This is a genomic window from Streptomyces huasconensis (assembly GCF_021028635.1).
In the GTDB taxonomy this organism is placed as follows: domain Bacteria; phylum Actinomycetota; class Actinomycetes; order Streptomycetales; family Streptomycetaceae; genus Streptomyces; species Streptomyces huasconensis.
In genome coordinates this window covers 6,687,170-6,702,645 of record NZ_CP086119.1, presented here as the reverse complement: position 1 = coordinate 6,702,645, position 15,476 = coordinate 6,687,170, and the positions used below count along the sequence as shown (strand labels likewise).

At 73.5% G+C, this 15,476-nt stretch carries 13 protein-coding genes; 6 read left to right on the top strand and 7 right to left on the bottom strand.

Annotated elements, in window-relative coordinates; translation table 11 throughout:
• Positions 1-6: 6 nt before the first annotated feature.
• Complete coding sequence (locus J2N69_RS29870; RefSeq protein ID WP_230903461.1) at positions 7-492, bottom strand: ATP-binding protein; 486 nt, start codon at positions 490-492, stop codon at positions 7-9.
• A 177-nt stretch (positions 493-669) separates the two neighbouring features.
• Here J2N69_RS29870 and J2N69_RS29865 point away from each other — a divergent pair, with 177 nt between their 5' ends.
• Complete coding sequence (locus tag J2N69_RS29865; protein ID WP_230903460.1) at positions 670-3,756, top strand: alpha-mannosidase; 3,087 nt, start codon at positions 670-672, stop codon at positions 3,754-3,756.
• Between the two features lie 31 nt (positions 3,757-3,787).
• Here J2N69_RS29865 and J2N69_RS29860 read toward each other — a convergent pair whose 3' ends face one another.
• Both J2N69_RS29860 and J2N69_RS29855 read right to left on the bottom strand, forming a co-directional pair.
• Positions 3,788-5,530, bottom strand: a complete 1,743-nt coding sequence (locus tag J2N69_RS29860; protein ID WP_127912931.1) for a pyruvate dehydrogenase — start codon at positions 5,528-5,530, stop codon at positions 3,788-3,790.
• 97 nt (positions 5,531-5,627) lie between these two features.
• Positions 5,628-7,130 carry a protein phosphatase 2C domain-containing protein gene (locus tag J2N69_RS29855; RefSeq protein WP_230903459.1) on the bottom strand — a complete coding sequence of 501 codons (1,503 nt, stop codon included), beginning with the start codon at positions 7,128-7,130 and terminating at the stop codon, positions 5,628-5,630.
• Positions 7,131-7,658: 528 nt separating this feature from the next.
• Between J2N69_RS29855 and J2N69_RS29850 the strand changes: the two genes are divergently transcribed.
• From J2N69_RS29850 to J2N69_RS29840, 3 genes are read left to right on the top strand one after another with little or no spacing between them, the layout of a single operon-like run.
• On the top strand, positions 7,659-8,663 hold the full coding sequence (locus tag J2N69_RS29850; RefSeq protein ID WP_230903458.1) for a helix-turn-helix domain-containing protein: 1,005 nt from the start codon (positions 7,659-7,661) through the stop codon (positions 8,661-8,663).
• Positions 8,664-8,704: 41 nt separating this feature from the next.
• Positions 8,705-9,187: a DUF456 domain-containing protein gene (locus J2N69_RS29845; RefSeq protein ID WP_230903457.1), complete on the top strand. Its 483-nt coding sequence runs from the start codon at positions 8,705-8,707 to the stop codon at positions 9,185-9,187.
• 40 nt (positions 9,188-9,227) lie between these two features.
• Positions 9,228-9,599 (top strand): PPOX class F420-dependent oxidoreductase, encoded by a 372-nt coding sequence (locus J2N69_RS29840; protein ID WP_230903456.1) that lies wholly within the window; start codon positions 9,228-9,230, stop codon positions 9,597-9,599.
• On the opposite strand, the gene J2N69_RS29835 is transcribed toward J2N69_RS29840, so the two are convergent.
• The 3 genes from J2N69_RS29835 to J2N69_RS29825 form a co-directional block, all read right to left on the bottom strand.
• Positions 9,535-11,031, bottom strand: a complete 1,497-nt coding sequence (locus J2N69_RS29835) for a bifunctional transcriptional activator/DNA repair enzyme AdaA (protein ID WP_230904932.1) — start codon at positions 11,029-11,031, stop codon at positions 9,535-9,537. The two genes, J2N69_RS29840 and J2N69_RS29835, sit on opposite strands and share 65 nt — an antisense overlap.
• 139 nt (positions 11,032-11,170) lie before the next feature.
• Positions 11,171-12,319, bottom strand: coding sequence for a ribosome small subunit-dependent GTPase A (rsgA, locus tag J2N69_RS29830; RefSeq protein ID WP_230903455.1), 1,149 nt, complete (start codon positions 12,317-12,319; stop codon positions 11,171-11,173).
• Between the two features lie 266 nt (positions 12,320-12,585).
• A complete protein-coding gene (locus tag J2N69_RS29825) occupies positions 12,586-13,152 on the bottom strand; it encodes a GNAT family N-acetyltransferase (RefSeq protein WP_230903454.1) in 567 nt (188 codons plus the stop codon).
• 217 nt (positions 13,153-13,369) lie between these two features.
• On the opposite strand from J2N69_RS29825, the gene J2N69_RS29820 reads away from it, so the two are divergent.
• On the top strand, positions 13,370-14,653 hold the full coding sequence (locus tag J2N69_RS29820) for a cytochrome P450 (protein WP_230903453.1): 1,284 nt from the start codon (positions 13,370-13,372) through the stop codon (positions 14,651-14,653).
• A 9-nt stretch (positions 14,654-14,662) separates the two neighbouring features.
• On the top strand, positions 14,663-14,884 hold the full coding sequence (locus tag J2N69_RS29815) for a ferredoxin (RefSeq protein WP_230903452.1): 222 nt from the start codon (positions 14,663-14,665) through the stop codon (positions 14,882-14,884).
• Between the two features lie 64 nt (positions 14,885-14,948).
• Here the strand turns inward: J2N69_RS29815 and J2N69_RS29810 are convergent, their stop codons facing one another.
• Positions 14,949-15,470 (bottom strand): hypothetical protein, encoded by a 522-nt coding sequence (locus J2N69_RS29810; protein WP_230903451.1) that lies wholly within the window; start codon positions 15,468-15,470, stop codon positions 14,949-14,951.
• Positions 15,471-15,476 lie beyond the last annotated feature (6 nt).

Below are 15,476 nucleotides of genomic sequence, written 5' to 3'. Positions count from 1 at the left end.
TCCAGCTCACGCCGTGCCGCCGCCGTTCAGTTCGAACCACACCACCTTCCCCACGCCGTGCGCGCGCACGCCCCACGCGTCGGCGAGGGACTGCACGAGGATGAGGCCCCGGCCGTTCGTACCGCTGTCGGCGTCCGGTACGCGCGGCTCCGGGCGGCGTCCCACGAAGTCCCGCACCTCGACGCAGAGGCCGCGCCGGCTCAGGGTCGCGGTGATGACCGCGTCGTGATCGGTGTGCACCAGTGCGTTGGTGACCAGTTCGCTGGTGAGCAGCTCGGCTATGTCGGCCCGGGCCGGTTTCCCCCAGCGCCGGAGGAACTCCCGCAGGGCGCCCCTGACCTCGGACACCGCTGCCAGGTCGGCCCTCCCCAGTCTGCGCCTGAGCTGGACCCGGTCCGGTCCCGCCTGCGCGCCGTCGATGAACTCGTCCCGTACGTTCGGCGAGGAGGTCCCGATTCCACCGGAGCCTCCCCCGCGTGACTGCCTCGTCATGACCCCCGCCCACAAAGCGATGACCTGCCTCCTTGCTCGAACAACCTCACGGAATGCATGCCCCGGCGCACAGGCGGCACTCCTGCTCGGCCCATCAAACAGTGGCGCGGGTGCACCGGAGCCGCGCGGGGAAGTGAAGCGGTGGACCCCCGCCACCGAGCGTTCCGAGGAGCCCGAGTGCACGACGACAGACTGCTGGTGGAAGGCCGCCTGGAGCGGGCGCTGCGCCAGTTCATCCGCCCCGCCCAGTACCCGCACCGGGTGCCGCTCGCCCTCTCCGTCTGGCACGTGCCGGGCGGCGGGGCCTCCCCTGCTGGAGCGGAGCCGGGGGTTTGGGGAACCGTCCCCGTCGCGGCCGCGCTGGAGGCGGCGTACGAACCCTTCGAGGCCGGCACGGAATGGGGAAGTCCCTGGTCGACCAGCTGGTTCCGGCTCCGGGGGCACGTGCCCGAGGAGTGGCGCGGGCGCCGCGTCGAGGTGGTCGTCGACCCCGGTTTCACGGGCGATGGGCCCGGGTTCCAGGCGGAGGGCCTGGTGTACGACGCTTCGGGCGTGCCGCTGAAGGGCGTTCACCCGCGCAACCGGCATATTCCCGTGGCCTCGCCCGCCCGGGGCGGTGAGCCGGTGCACCTCCTCCTGGAGGCGGCGGCCAACCCCGCTGTTCTGCACGACTTTCTGCCGACCCCCCTGGGCGACGTACTGACCGCGGGGACTGGTCCGATCTACCGATTCGCGTCTGCCGATCTCGCCGTACTCGACGAGGACGTATGGCGGTTGACGCTGGACATCGAGGTCCTGTCCGAGCTGATGGCCGAACTGGACGCCGACCGTCCGCGGCGGCACGAGATCCTCCGCGCCCTGGAGGACATGCTCGACGCGCTCGATCTGCACGACGTGCCGGGCACGGCGGCCGCGGGGCGCGCGGCGCTCGCCGACGTCCTCGCGAAGCCCGCCCACGCGAGCGCGCACCGCGTGTCGGCGGCCGGTCACGCCCACATCGACTCGGCGTGGCTGTGGCCCCTGCGCGAGACGGTGCGCAAGGCCTCGCGGACCTTCGCCAACGTGACGGCGCTGGCGAAGGAGTACCCGGAGCTGGTCTTCGCCTGTTCGCAGGCCCAGCAGTACGCGTGGGTGAAGGAGCACCAGCCGCTGATCTGGGAGCGCATCAAGCAGGCGGTCGGGGACGGCACCTGGGCGCCGGTGGGCTCGATGTGGGTCGAGTCGGACGCCAACATGCCCGGCGGCGAGGCGCTCGCCCGGCAGATCACGCACGGCATGCGGTTCTTCCGGGAGGAGCTGGGCGTCGAGACGGAGGAGATCTGGCTGCCGGACTCCTTCGGATACACCGCCGCCTTCCCGCAGTTGGCGCGGCTCGCGGGCGTCCGGTGGTTCCTGACCCAGAAGCTGAGCTGGAACCAGTCCAACAAGATGCCGCACCACACCTTCTGGTGGGAGGGCATCGACGGCACCCGGGTCTTCACCCACTTCCCGCCCGTGGACACCTACAACTCGCAGTTCCACGGCGCCGAACTCGCCCACGCGGAGCGGAACTTCGCCGACAAGGGCCGCGCCTCCCGCTCCCTGGTGCCGTTCGGCTGGGGCGACGGCGGGGGCGGGCCCACCCGGGAGATGATGGAGCGGGCGCGGCGGCTGCGCTCCCTGGAGGGCTCGCCGCGCGTCGAGATCGAGAAGCCGTCGGCGTTCTTCGCGGCGGCCGAGGAGGAGTACGGCGCCAAGGCCCCGGTCTGGTCGGGCGAGCTGTACCTGGAGCTGCACCGCGCGACGTACACCACCCAGGCGGCGACCAAACGCGGCAACCGGCGCAGCGAACACGCCCTGCGCGAGGCGGAGTTGTGGTGCACGGCGGCAGCGGTGCGCGACGCCGCGTACGTCTATCCGTACGAGGCCCTGGACCGGCTGTGGAAGACCGTGCTGCTGCACCAGTTCCACGACATCCTGCCGGGGTCGTCGATCGCGTGGGTGCACCGGGAGGCGCGGGAGACCTACGGGCGGGTGCTGGCCGAGCTGGACGGGATCACCGCGTCCGCCGTGCGCTCCCTCGGCGCGGGCGGGCCCGCCGTGCTGAACGCCTCGCCGTACGCCCGCGACGAGGTGGTGGACCCGGGCGACGGCACGCTGGTGCGCGTCGCGGTTCCCGCGCTCGGCACGGGGAGCCTGGAGGGCGCGGGGGCGGCGGGGCCGGGCGCGGTCGCGCACACGACCGGTGACGCGATCCTCCTGACCAATGAGCACCTGAGCGTGGCCGTCGACGCCGCCGGGCTGCTGACCTCCGTACGCGACCTGGCGGCGGACCGCGAGGTCCTCGCGGCGCCCGGCAACCTCCTCCAGCTGCACCCCGACCATCCCACGCACTACGACGCCTGGGACCTCGACCGGCACTACCGGAACCGGCACACCGACCTCACGGACGCGGAGTCCGTGGAGCTGGTCGAGGACGGGCCCCTGCGGGTGGCGGTGCGGGTGGTGCGCTCCTTCGGGGCGGCGTCGCGGATCGTCCAGGAGATCCGGCTCGCGGCGGGCAGCCGGCGCGTCGACGTCGTCACGGACGTCGAGTGGCGGGAGTCGGAGAAGGTGCTGAAGGCCGCGTTCCCACTGGACGTGCACGCCGAACGGTCGGCGGCCGAGATCCAGTTCGGCCATGTGCACCGGCCCACGCACGCCAACACCGCCTGGGACGCGGCGCGTTACGAGATCTGCGCGCACCGCTGGCTGCGGGTCGCCGAGGAGGGGTACGGCATCGCGCTGCTCAACGACTCCACGTACGGCCACGACGTGACGCGCGCGGAGCACGGCGGCACGCTCGGCACCACCGTGCGGCTGACGCTGCTGCGGGCCCCGCACAGCCCGGACCCGGAGACCGACCAGGGCACACACCACTTCACCTACGCGCTGCTGCCCGGCGCGAGTACGGGTGACGCGGTGGCGGAGGGGCTCGCGCTCAACCTGCCGCTCCGGGTGGCCGACGCGCCCGTCCTCGCGCCGCTGGTGAGCGTCGACCACCCGGCCGTCACCGTCGAGTCGGTGAAGCTCGCCGACGACCGCAGCGGCGATGTGATCGTACGGCTCTACGAGTCGCGCGGCGGGCGGGCGGCGGCGACGCTCGGCACGTCGTTCCCGGTGGCGCGGGCGGAGGTGACCGACCTCCTGGAACGGCCGCTGCGGGAGGCCGACACGGGCGAGACGGGGCTCGTGCTGGCGCTGCGGCCGTTCCAGATCGTCACGCTGCGGCTGCGGCCCGCCTGACCGGGGCGGGCAGGTGCCGGGGCCGACGCTCTTACGGCCTCGGCACGTTCCGCAGGTTGGAGCGGGCCATCTGGAGCATGCGGCCCACTCCCCCGTCCAGCACGATCTTGCTGGCGGAGAGCGCGAAGCCCGTCACCATGTCCGAGCTGATCTTGGGCGGCATGGAGAGGGCGTTCGGGTCGGTGACGATGTCGACGAGGGCCGGGCCCTTGTGCGCGAAGGCGTCCTTGAGGGCGCCCGCGAGCTGCTTGGGCTTCTCCACGCGGACGCCGTAGGCCCCGGCGGCGCGGGCGACGGCGGCGAAGTCGGGGTTGTGGTTGGCCGTGCCGTAGTTGGGCAGCCCGGCGACCATCATCTCCAGCTCCACCATGCCGAGGGAGGAGTTGTTGAAGAGGACGACCTTCACCGGCAGGTCGTGCTGGACGAGGGTGAGGAAGTCACCCATCAGCATGGAGAAACCGCCGTCGCCCGACATCGAGACGACCTGGCGCTTGCGGTCGGTGAACTGCGCGCCGATCGCCTGCGGCAGGGCGTTCGCCATCGAGCCGTGGCTGAACGAGCCGATGATGCGGCGCCTGCCGTTGGGGGTGAGATAGCGGGCCGCCCAGACGTTGCACATACCGGTGTCCACGGTGAACACCGCGTCGTCCGCGGCGACTTCGTCCAGGACCGAGGCGACGTACTCGGGGTGGATCGGGACGTGCTTGTCGACCTTGCGGGTGTACGCCTTGACGACCCCTTCGAGGGCGTCCGCGTGCTTCTTCAGCATCTTGTCGAGGAACTTGCGGTTCGACTTGGGCGAGACGCGCGGCGTCAGACAGCGCAGCGTCTCGCGGACGTCGCCCCACACGGCGAGGTCCAGCTTCGAGCGGCGGCCGAGGCGCTCGGGGCGCACGTCGACCTGGGCGATCTTGACGTCGTCGGGCAGGAAGGCGTTGTACGGGAAGTCCGTGCCGAGCAGGATCAGCAGGTCGCACTCGTGGGTGGCCTCGTACGCGGCGCCGTAGCCGAGCAGGCCGCTCATGCCGACGTCGAACGGGTTGTCGTACTGGATGAACTCCTTGCCCCGCAGCGCGTGACCGACCGGGGACTTGATCTTCTCGGCGAACTCCATCACCTCGGCGTGCGCGCCCGCCGTGCCGCTGCCGCAGAAGAGGGTGACCTTGCCGGCCTCGTCGATCATCCGGGCGAGCTGCTCGATCTCGGCGTCGCCGGGGCGCACGGTGGGCCGCGACGTCACCAGGGCGGTCTCGGCGGCCTTCTCCGGGGCGGGCTCGGAGGCGAGGTCGCCGGGCAGCGACACGACGCTGACGCCGGACTGGCCGACGGCGTGCTGGATGGCGGTCTGGAGCAGCCGGGGCATCTGCTTCGGGCTGGAGATCAGCTCGCAGTAGTGGCTGCACTCCTGGAAGAGCCGGTCGGGGTGGGTCTCCTGGAAGAAGCCGAGGCCGATCTCGCTGGAGGGGATCTGCGAGGCGAGGGCGAGCACGGGGGCCATGGAGCGGTGCGCGTCGTACAGGCCGTTGATGAGGTGGAGGTTGCCGGGGCCGCAGGAGCCCGCGCAGGCCGCGAGCTTCCCGGTGATCTGCGCCTCGGCGCCGGCCGCGAAGGCGGCGGTCTCCTCGTGCCGCACCTGGACCCAGTCGATGCCCTTCGTACGACGAATGGCGTCCACGACCGGGTTGAGACTGTCGCCGACGACTCCGTACAGGCGCTCGACGCCCGCGCGGACGAGGATGTCGACGAACTGCTCGGCGACGTTCTGCTTGGCCATGCTGCACGCACCTCTTCATCCTTGGAACTCTCGGACCCGGTACTCGCTGTGATCGCGTTCAAACACCCTCGGGTCCATGAATTCACAGGTGCGGCGGTCATGCCTCCCAGACGGCGGCGGCCGTGCGGTCATCCGCGTAGCCCTTCACCCGGACCTGGATGTCGGCGAGGAAGGCCGCGAGGCCCGGGGCGGGGCCCTTGAGCCACCTGTCCGTGAGGTGCTCGGCCAGCGCGGGCTCGCCGCGCAGCGGGTCGGCCAGGCCGCCGCTGCAGAGCAGGAGCGTGTCCCCCGGCCGGGCGACCGAGGCCCGGAAGCGGAACGGGTCGCGGGGCGGCTCGGGCGCCGGTTCGTAGGGGCTCGGGGGTGTGGTGATGCCGAGGTCCATGGTGAGGTGGTCGCCCTCGGGCGTCCGGGGAGGCGGGGAGCCGAAGCCGACCACGGCGTCGCCGGTGGCCTCGGCGACGCGGGGCTCGATGTCCTGCCAGGCCCCGTCGCGCAGCCGGAAGAGGCCGCCCGTGCCGACGCCGAAGAAGACGCGGGTACGGCACCGAGGGTCGGCGGGCAGGAGGAGGCAGCGCAGCGAGGCGGCGTACTCGTCCGGGGCCAGGCCGAGGTCGGTGGCGCGCGCCCGCAGCTTGCCGAGGGTGCGGTCGGTGAGGCGGTGCAGGCCCGACTTGAGGTCGCCGCGCCGGGCGGCCCTGATGTCCTCGGCGAGCCGCTGGTGGCTGCGGCCCACGGCCCGGCCGATCCACGCGCAGGCATCGGCGGCCGCGCGGTGGGCGCCCGGGGCGGCGCGGGCGCCGGTGGCCATGGCGACCAGCACCAGCGCGTCCTCGCCGTCGCCGAAGCGGGCGGTCAGCAGGGAGTCGCGGCGCGGCTCGCCGCGGAACCGCGCGGAGTCGCCGCGCACGGAGGCCGCACGCAGGGTGGACGTTCCGTACCGGGCCCCGTCGAGCACGGTGTCGGCGATGAGGTCGCCGAGGTCGTCCGGGTCGGCGGCGGGCAGGGCGGTGGGCTCGGCCTCGTAGGTGGGCGGCCCGTCACCGACGTGGTCCGGCCCGGCGGGGCCAGGCCTCGGCACGGGAACCCGCCCCGCTCCGGGCACCCCCGGCGCTTCCTCCCCCGCCCCGGCCCCGAAGGTGACCGGCCCCCTGGGCCCCGTGAGCGGCTCCCAGGGGGCGCGGCGGGCGGCGGGGACGGAGGGGGCGGGGGCGCGGGGGGACGGTTTGGGTGGGGCGGGTGAAGCGGAGGGACTTGGTGGGATGGACGGGTCTGGCGAGCCGGGTGGCGCGGCTGAGGTGGGAGCGGCCGGTGGGGGCGACGGGGCGGGCGTGTTCGCCGGGGGTGGCGGCGCGTCGGCCGGGGCGCGTTCTGGGCGGGGCGGCGCCTTTCGAGGGTCTGGGGTGAACTCGGGGGCCGGGGGCGGGTGTTCGGGGCGGAGGGGCGGGCGTTCCTCGCTCACCGCGTCCGCCGCCGAGGCGAATCTGTCGTCGAGGGTGTCCGGTGCGGGTGCCGGGCCCGTGTCCTGTGTGGCGTCGTCGTACAGCTGCCCCCACCAGTCGTCGTCGCGGCCGGTGCGCCTCTCCCCCTGCTGGCTCATGCCCCTATTTTCCACCGCGGGGGCCGTACGAAAACGGGGCATCCGGAGATTTCGGCGGTCATGGCGACGAAAGGGGCCGCCGGGCGGGCCCACCCCCCACAGGAGGACCGCCCGGCGGCGTCTGTGTGGCCGGCGCGTGTTCGTAGGCGCGGGCCACGGTCTGAGTTCGGAGTCGCCGTGAGCGTCCGTCAGGCGCGCCTTCAGCGGCACCTGTTCGCCGGACGCGCCCGCGTGGTCCACGGTCGCGCTCCACCTGCCGGCGTGCTCGGCGGTCGTCGCCGCCTTCCCTGTGTCGCCCTCGTCGTAGGAGGTACGACAACGTCACCTCGGTGAGTGCACCCGGCCTGTAGCCCGCGTGCCCCGTGGCGCCGAGTTCAATCCGCCGCGCGGCGTCACCTTGTCATCGGGGAGGGCGGTACGGGAATGATGTCCGGGGCGGGTTCGCGCCGTGGCTGTTTCCCGCCACGGCGCCGTCGGGGCGGAGCTTCACGCACCGTCGCAACGGAGCTTCGAGGAGGGCGTCGCCGCATGCTGGCAGCGATAGGTCTGGACGAGACGCACGAGGCCGCTTACCGGGCGCTGGTGTCGGTGGGCGCCGCCGACGTCTCCGATCTCGCCCGCAGGCTCACGCTCGGCGAGCCCGAGACCGTACGGACGCTGCGCCGCCTGGAGCGGCACGGCCTGGCCGCGCGGGCCTCCGGCAGGGCGGGCCGCTGGGTGGCCGCGCCGCCCGGCGTGGCGCTCGGCGCGCTGCTCACCCGGCAGCGGCACGAGCTGGAGAAGGCGGAGCTGGCGGCGGCCCTGCTCGCCGAGGAGTACCGCGCGCGGGCCGCCGAGCCCGCCGTCCACGACCTGGTCGAGGTGGTCACCGGGGCGGCCGCGGTCTCGCAGCGCTTCCGCCAGTTGCAGTTGGGTGCGCGCGGTGAGGTGTGCGCGCTGGTGACCGGCAGCCCCGTCGCGGTCACCGGCATGGCGATCAGCGCCGGGGAGCAGGCCGCGGGCCGTGGCGTCCGCTGCCGCGTGGTGGTCGAGCGCGCCGTCCTCGACCTGCCCGGCGGCCTGGGGGAGCTGACGGCGGCGATCGGCCGCGGCGAACAAGCGCGGGTCGTCGACCGCGTCCCGGCCAAGCTGGTCATCGCCGACGGTTCGCTCGCCATGGTGCCGCTCACCTCGCGGACCGCCGAGCCCACCGCCCTCGTCGTGCACGCCAGCGGGCTGCTCGCCTCGCTGACGGGGCTCTTCGAGGCGGTCTGGCGGGAGGCGCTGCCGCTGCGCCTCGGGGCGGACGGCGGCACGGTTCGCGAGGACGCCCCCGAGGGTCCGGACGGCACGGATCTGGAGATCCTCTCGCTGCTCCTCGCGGGGCTGACCGACGCGAGCGCCGCCAAACAGCTCGACCTCGGGCTGCGCACGGTGCAGCGCCGGGTGAAGCGGCTGATGGAGCTGGCCGGCGTGACGACGCGGCTCCAACTGGGCTGGCACGCGTATGAGCGGGGCTGGGTGGCGCGCCGCCCGCGTACCTCCCAGGGCTGATCTGACCTGCGCCTTCGCCGGATCTGCTGCACCCTGGGCAGATGGGAGCGTGGGAACTCCTGCTGGTCGGCGTCGTCATGATGCTCGGCCTGTGCGGAGTGCTGGTGCCCGGAGTGCCGGGGCCGTGGCTGGTGTGGGCCGCCGTCCTGTGGTGGGCGCTGCACGATCCGAACGGCCTCGCCTGGGGCCTCCTCGTCGGCGCGTCCGTCGTCCTGCTCGCCGCCCAGGCCGTGCGCTGGCAGCTGCCGCCCCGCAGGCTGCGGCAGAGCGGCGCCACGCGGCGGATGGCCGTCTTCGCGGGCGCCGGGGCGCTGCTGGGCTTCTGCGTGGTGCCGGTGATCGGCGCGATCCCGGGCTTCGTCGGCGGGATCTACACCGGGGAGCGGCTGCGGCTCGGCGGCCACGGCGAGGCGGTGGCGGCGACGCGGACGGCGATGCGGATGGGCGGGACCAGCGTGCTGACGGAGCTGTTCGCGTGTCTGCTGATCCTGGGGGCGTGGCTCGGGGCGGTCTTCTGGGGCTGAGGGGCTGCCCTCGGGAAGGGCGGCGTGCGAGGCTCGCCGCATGACCGAATTCAGCGAGGCCGAGCGCGCCTATCTCAGGTCCCAGCGGCTGGGGCGGATGGCCACGGTCGACCCGAAGGGCCAGCCGCAGGCGAACCCCGTCGGCTTCTTCCCGCAGGACGACGGCACGATCCTGGTCGGCGGCCACGCTCTCGGCAACACCAAGAAGTGGCGCAACCTCCAGGCGAACCCGAAGGTGTCCCTCGTCGTCGACGACATCGTGAGCCTGGAGCCGTGGCGGGTGCGGGGCATCGACATCCGGGGCGAGGCCGAACTCCTCACGGGCCCGCACGCGTTGGGGCCCGGCTTCAGCGAGGAGCTGATCCGGATTCACCCCCGGCGGATTCACAGCTGGGGCCTCGGGGAGGAGTGAGCGCCTGCTCCGGCCGCGGAGGGCTCGGGTGGCGCAGATGACGCAGGTGGCGCAGATGGCTCACGGCGTAGGAACGCCACGGGCGCCAGGCGTCAGGGACGGGTTCCGGTTCGTCGGGTGGGGCCACGTCGGGGTCGCCGAGGGAGCGCGTCCTGATCAGCGCGGCGGTACGCGCGTCCAGACCGGGCAGGGTGAGGAGCGCCGCCTCGGCGTCGTCCCGGTCGGCTCCCGCGTCCAGGCGCAGGGTGCCGTCGGCGAGCGCCGTGGCCAGCGCGCCGAGCGGGCCGGGCTCGCCGGCCAGTTCGGCGGGGGTCGGGAAGGCGTGGGTGAGCCGCCCGCACGCGGCGTCCAGCGCCTCGCCGTACCGCTCCACGAGCCGCTGTGCGCCGGCCCGCCCCACCAGGGCGCGCACCGCGAACTCCTCGGGGTCGGCCGCGCCGGGCGAGCGCAGGCCGGGCCGGGCGGCGACGAGCGGGGCGAGGCGGGGGTCGGCGCCGAGCCGGTCGTCCACCGCGTACGGATCGGCGTCCAGGTCGAAGAGGCGGCGCAGGCGCTGCACGGCCGTGGTGAGGTCACGCAGGTCGGTGAGGTGCAGCCGGGCGTCGAGCCAGCCGCCGCGGTGCACGGCCCCCGGGCCCGGGCCCTCTGCGGCCGCCGGCGGCGAAGGCGCCTCCTCGACGGCCACGATCGCCGTCCCGTGGGGCAGTCGCAGCGTGCGCCGGTAGGTGCGGGCGCCGCGCTCGCCGGTGACCTCCTCGATGCCGGGCACCGCCTCCTGGCCGAGCAGGTCGAAGACCGGCGCCGCCTGGTAGGGGCCCCGGTGGGCGAGGCGCAGCGGGATGCCGGCGGCCGGGGTGGCTCGGGCGGTGCCGCGCCGGGGGGCGGCGGCGCGCAGGGCGGTCGGGGTGAGGGCGTACACGGCCTTGATGGTGTCGTTGAACTGCCGGACGCTGGCGAACCCGGCGGCGAAGGCGATCTCCGTGACCGGCAGGTCCGTGGTCTGGAGCAGGACGCGCGCGGTGTGGGCCCGCTGCGCCCGGGCGAGCGCGACGGGGCCCGCGCCCAGTTCGGCGGTGAGCTGGCGCTGTACCTGCCGGGCGCTGTAGCCGAGGCGTACGGCGAGCCCGGGCACCCCCTCGCGGTCGACGACGCCGTCGCCGATCATGCGCATGGCACGGCCGACGACGTCGGCGCGTACGTTCCACTCGGCGGAGCCGGGGACGGCGTCCGGGCGGCAGCGGCGGCAGGCGCGGAACCCGGACGTCTGGGCGGCGGCGGCCGTCGTGTAGTAGCGGACGTTCTGCCGTTTGGGGGCGACGGCGGGGCAGCTGGGACGGCAGTAGATGCCGGTCGTCTCGACGGCGAAGAAGAACACGCCGTCGAAGCGGGCGTCCCTGCTGCGCACGGCCTCGTACCGGGTCTCCTCATCGATCACGCCTCCATTGTGGAGCCGCGAGGACGCCCCGGCTGGCGGAATTCGGACACGGCGCTGAGCGTCCGCAGGGGCGCGGGGAACTGCGCGCTCAGCCACGACCGGCCCGCAGCTCCCCACAACCCTGACCCGCCCGAGCTCAGCGCACGCGCCCCCGCTTGATCTCCACCGCCGCGCGCCCCTCCGCCATCTTCAGCCGCCATTCGCGCCGCCGCTCCGCGCGGGCGCGCACGTCGGTCTTGGCGACGATGCGCTGGTTCTCGCGGATCAGCTTGCGGTAGCTGTCGAGGCGGCGTTCGGGGAGTGTGCCGTCCTCCACCGCGGCGAGGACGGCGCAGCCGGGCTCCGCCGTGTGGGCGCAGTCGTGGAAGCGGCAGTCCTCCGCCAGTTCCTCGATCTCGGCGAAGACCTGTCCGACGCCGGTCTCGGCGTCCCACAGGCCGACGCCGCGCAGTCCCGGCGTGTCGATGAGGACGCCGCCCGCGGGCAGCGGCAGGAGGTTGCGGGTCGTCGTGGTGTGACGGCCCTTTCCGTCGACGTCGCGGATCGCCCGCACCGCCATGACGTCGGCCCCGGCGAGCGCGTTCGCCAGCGTCGACTTGCCCGCGCCGGACTGGCCGAGGAGCACCGACGTGCCATTTGAGACGACCGCGGCGAGGACGTCGACGCCCTGCCCGGACGCGGCGCTGACCGTCAGCACCTGCACGCCGGGCGCGGCGGTCTCCACGTCCTGGACGAGGTGCGCGAGCGTGGCCTCGTCCGGCACGAGGTCGGCCTTGGTGAGCACGACGACCGGCTGCCCGCCCGACTCCCAGCCGAGCGCGAGGAACCGCTCGATCCGCCCGAGATCCAGCTCGGCGGCGAGCGAGACCGCGATGATGGAGTGGTCGACGTTGGCCGCGAGGATCTGCCCCTCGGACCGCTTGGACGAGGTGGAGCGCACGAAGGACGTGCGGCGCGGCAGATACGCGCGTACGTAGCGCGGGTCACCGCCTTCCGGGTCCACGACGGCCCAGTCGCCGGTGCAGATGACCTTCAGCGGGTCGCGCGGGGTGACGAACTCGGTGTCGGCCCGCACGGTCCCGTCGGCGGTGACGACGTCACACTGCCCGCGGTCCACCCGCACGACGCGCCCGGCCAGCAGCCCCTGCGCGGCGTACGGCGCGAACTCGGCCTCCCACTCCGCGTCCCAGCCGTACGGGGCCAGGGGGTGCGGGACGGAAGCGGACGTGCCCGGAAGCGAGGACGAACCGAGGAGAGAGGAGAACGGAAGAGAGGAGTAGGACAAGGGGTGACCCTTCACAGGGTGGCCCCGGCGCACGCGTACGAAGACGCGCGGGAAGGATGTCCGGTCAGCCGGTGGCCACGGTGGTGGACTTGATGAACTTCCGGATGCGGGCAGCGCCCGTCGCAACGACAGCCATCGGTCACACCTCCTGGTCCTGAACTGCTGACACCGGCGGCCACAGATCGGCCGCCGAGGAACGAGACGCAGCTTAGACCGGGCCTTCCGCGGCGCGCCACCGATTTATCGGCGGTGCACCGGGCGGGCGCTCAGCGGCCCGCTCCCCCGGCCCGCGCCGCGCGCCACTCGGGTGCGAGGACCGCCCAGATCTCGGTGTCCTGCCGCACGCCCCGGTAGGGGTCGTTCTCCCGCTGGACCCCTTCGAGGGTCATGCCGAGCCGTTTGGCGACGTTGATGCTCGGCTGGTTCCCGGAGGCCACCAGCCACTCCACGCGGTGCATGCCGCGTACGTCGACCGCCCAGTCGACGATGACGCGCACGGCACGGGTCACCAGACCGCGGCCGGAAGCGGCGGGTTCCAGCCAGCAGCCGGCCTCGCAGGTGCCGGTCGCCGTGTCGAAGACCCGGAAGAGGACGCCGCCGACGAGGCGCCCGTCGAGCCGGATGCCGTAGAGGCGGCCGGTGTCGGCGGCGGCCTTGTCGGCGTACACCTGGAGCCAGCGGCGGGCGGCCGCCAGGTCGGCCGTGATGTCGGGCAGGCCCACGTAGCGGCCGATGAAGTCGCGGCCGCGGTCCATGTGGGCCAGGAACTCCTCCGCCTGCCAGGGCTCCAGCGGGCCCAGTTCGGCTCCGTCGCCCAGAGGTATCGCGAACATCCTCTTCGTCCTCCACAGTGGCCGCACTTGGTCCCCGGAATCCTCGCATGACCCCCGAGCGGGCGCGGACGCGGAACAGTTGAACGGAGAGGGTAATTCCGGACAGTTCCGCCCCGGCGACGATCTGGCCGGTCTTGCCGTGGACGAGATAGATGCCCCAGGCATCGAATGAGGGATCGGGCCTGTACGGAAACATCTGCGCTTGTGAGGTACGTCCATGACGGAATCGACGAAGTCCGGACCCACCACCCTCTCCGCCTCCCCCGCGACCACTCTCCCCGCGACCGACTCCCCCACAGTCGACGCCCCCGCGACCACCTTCCCCCAGGACCGCGCCTGCCCCTACCACCCGCCCACCGGCTACGCGCCCCTGCGGGAGGCCCGCCCGCTCGCGCGCGTCACCCTCTTCGACGGGCGGCCGGTATGGCTGGTGAGCGGTCACGCCGTGGCCCGCGAACTCCTCGCCGACCCCCGGCTCTCCACCGACCGCCGACACGCCGACTTCCCCTCGCCCAACGAACGCTTCGCCCGCATCCGCAAGCGGGGCACCGCGCTGCTCGGCGTCGACGACCCGCGGCACAACACCCAGCGCCGCATGCTGATCCCGAGCTTCTCCGTCAAGCGCATCGCCGCGCTGCGCCCCCGCGTGCAGGAGACCGTCGACCGGCTCCTGGACGCCATGGAGGCCCAGGGGCCGCCCGCGGAGCTGGTGAACGCGTTCGCGCTGCCCGTGCCGTCCATGGTGATCTGCGCCCTGCTCGGCGTGCCCTACGCCGACCACGACCACTTCGAGGAGAGCTCACGGCGGCTGCTGCGCGGCCCGACCGTCGAGGACACGCAGGCGGCGCGGGACGAACTCGACGACTACTTCTACGCGTTGATCGACCGCAAGCGCCGTGAGCCGGGCGACGGGCTCCTCGACGAGCTGATCCACCGGCAGCTCGCGGAGGGCAAGGTGGACCGCCAGGAACTGGTCGGCCTGGCCACGATCCTGCTCGTCGCGGGCCACGAGACCACGGCGAACATGATCTCCCTCGGTACGTTCACCCTGCTCCAGCACCCGGAGCGGCTGGCCGAGCTGAAGGCGGATCTCGGCGCCGGCCGCCCCATGGCGCCCGCCGTGGTCGAGGAGTTGCTGCGCTATCTGTCCATCGCGGACGGGCTGCTGCGGCTGGTGAAGGAGGACATCGAGATCGCCGGCAGCACCCTGCGTGCCGGTGACGGCGTCGTCTTCTCCACCTCCCTCATCAACCGCGACGACGCGGCGTACGCGTCCCCGGACGAGCTGGACTGGCACCGCGGGTCCAGCCACCACCTCGCCTTCGGCTTCGGCGTCCACCAGTGCCTGGGCCAGAACCTCGCCCGCATGGAGCTGGAGATCGCCCTGGGGTCCCTCTTCGGACGGCTGCCGGGGCTGCGCCTCGCCGCGCCCGCCGAGGAGATCCCCTTCAAGCCGGGCGACACGATCCAGGGAATGCTGGAACTCCCCGTGACCTGGTAGGAGTTGACCATGGCGAACGAGATGACGAGCCAGGTGATCCGCGTCGACGGCGACCGGTGTGTGGGCGCGGGCATGTGCGCGCTCACCGCGCCGGGTGTCTTCACGCAGGACGACGACGGTTTCAGCCAGGTGCTGGCGGGCCGCGAGGACGGAGGCGGCGACCCGATGGTGAAGGAAGCCGTGCGGGCGTGCCCGGTGCAGGCCATCAGCGTGGAGGGGACGGCCGGTTAGGCATCGCATGGCTGCCGAGGGGCCGGGTCACGGACATGTGCCCCGGCCTCTCGGCGGCGGCCCCTCACACCCGTACGGGGTCGATGCGCGTCCGGCGCCGGTAGTAGTGCACCGTCACCGCGCCCAGCAGCGGGCCCCAGAGGAGCAGCGGGGCGTAGACGGCGTTGAGCAGCCAGATGCCCCAGGGGTCGGCCGCCATCTCCGCGCCCAGGGAGGTGTAGACGAACAGCACCCCGTAGACCGTCACGGCCAGCGCGCCGAGGCCCGCCGCCACGGTCACCGGCAGGACGGGCACCCGGCGCCCGCGCAAGCCGGGGACCCAGCGCGGCCAGGTCTCCCCCCAGTTCCGCACCAGCCCCAGGGCGAGGAACCCGAAGACCTCGGCGATCAGGCTGAGGCCGATGAGGGAGAAGGACCCCCAGCCGGGAGCGTGCATCTGGTCGTACTCGGACTGGGCCAGCCCCACGGGGACACCCGCGGCGATGGCGACGCGCCACAGCCCTGAGGGGACGTTGGTCAGGGCGGCCCCGGTGGCGGCGAGCCGGGCCCAACGGGGAACGTTCGGTGGCGTGTTCGTTCTCGGCATGTGATC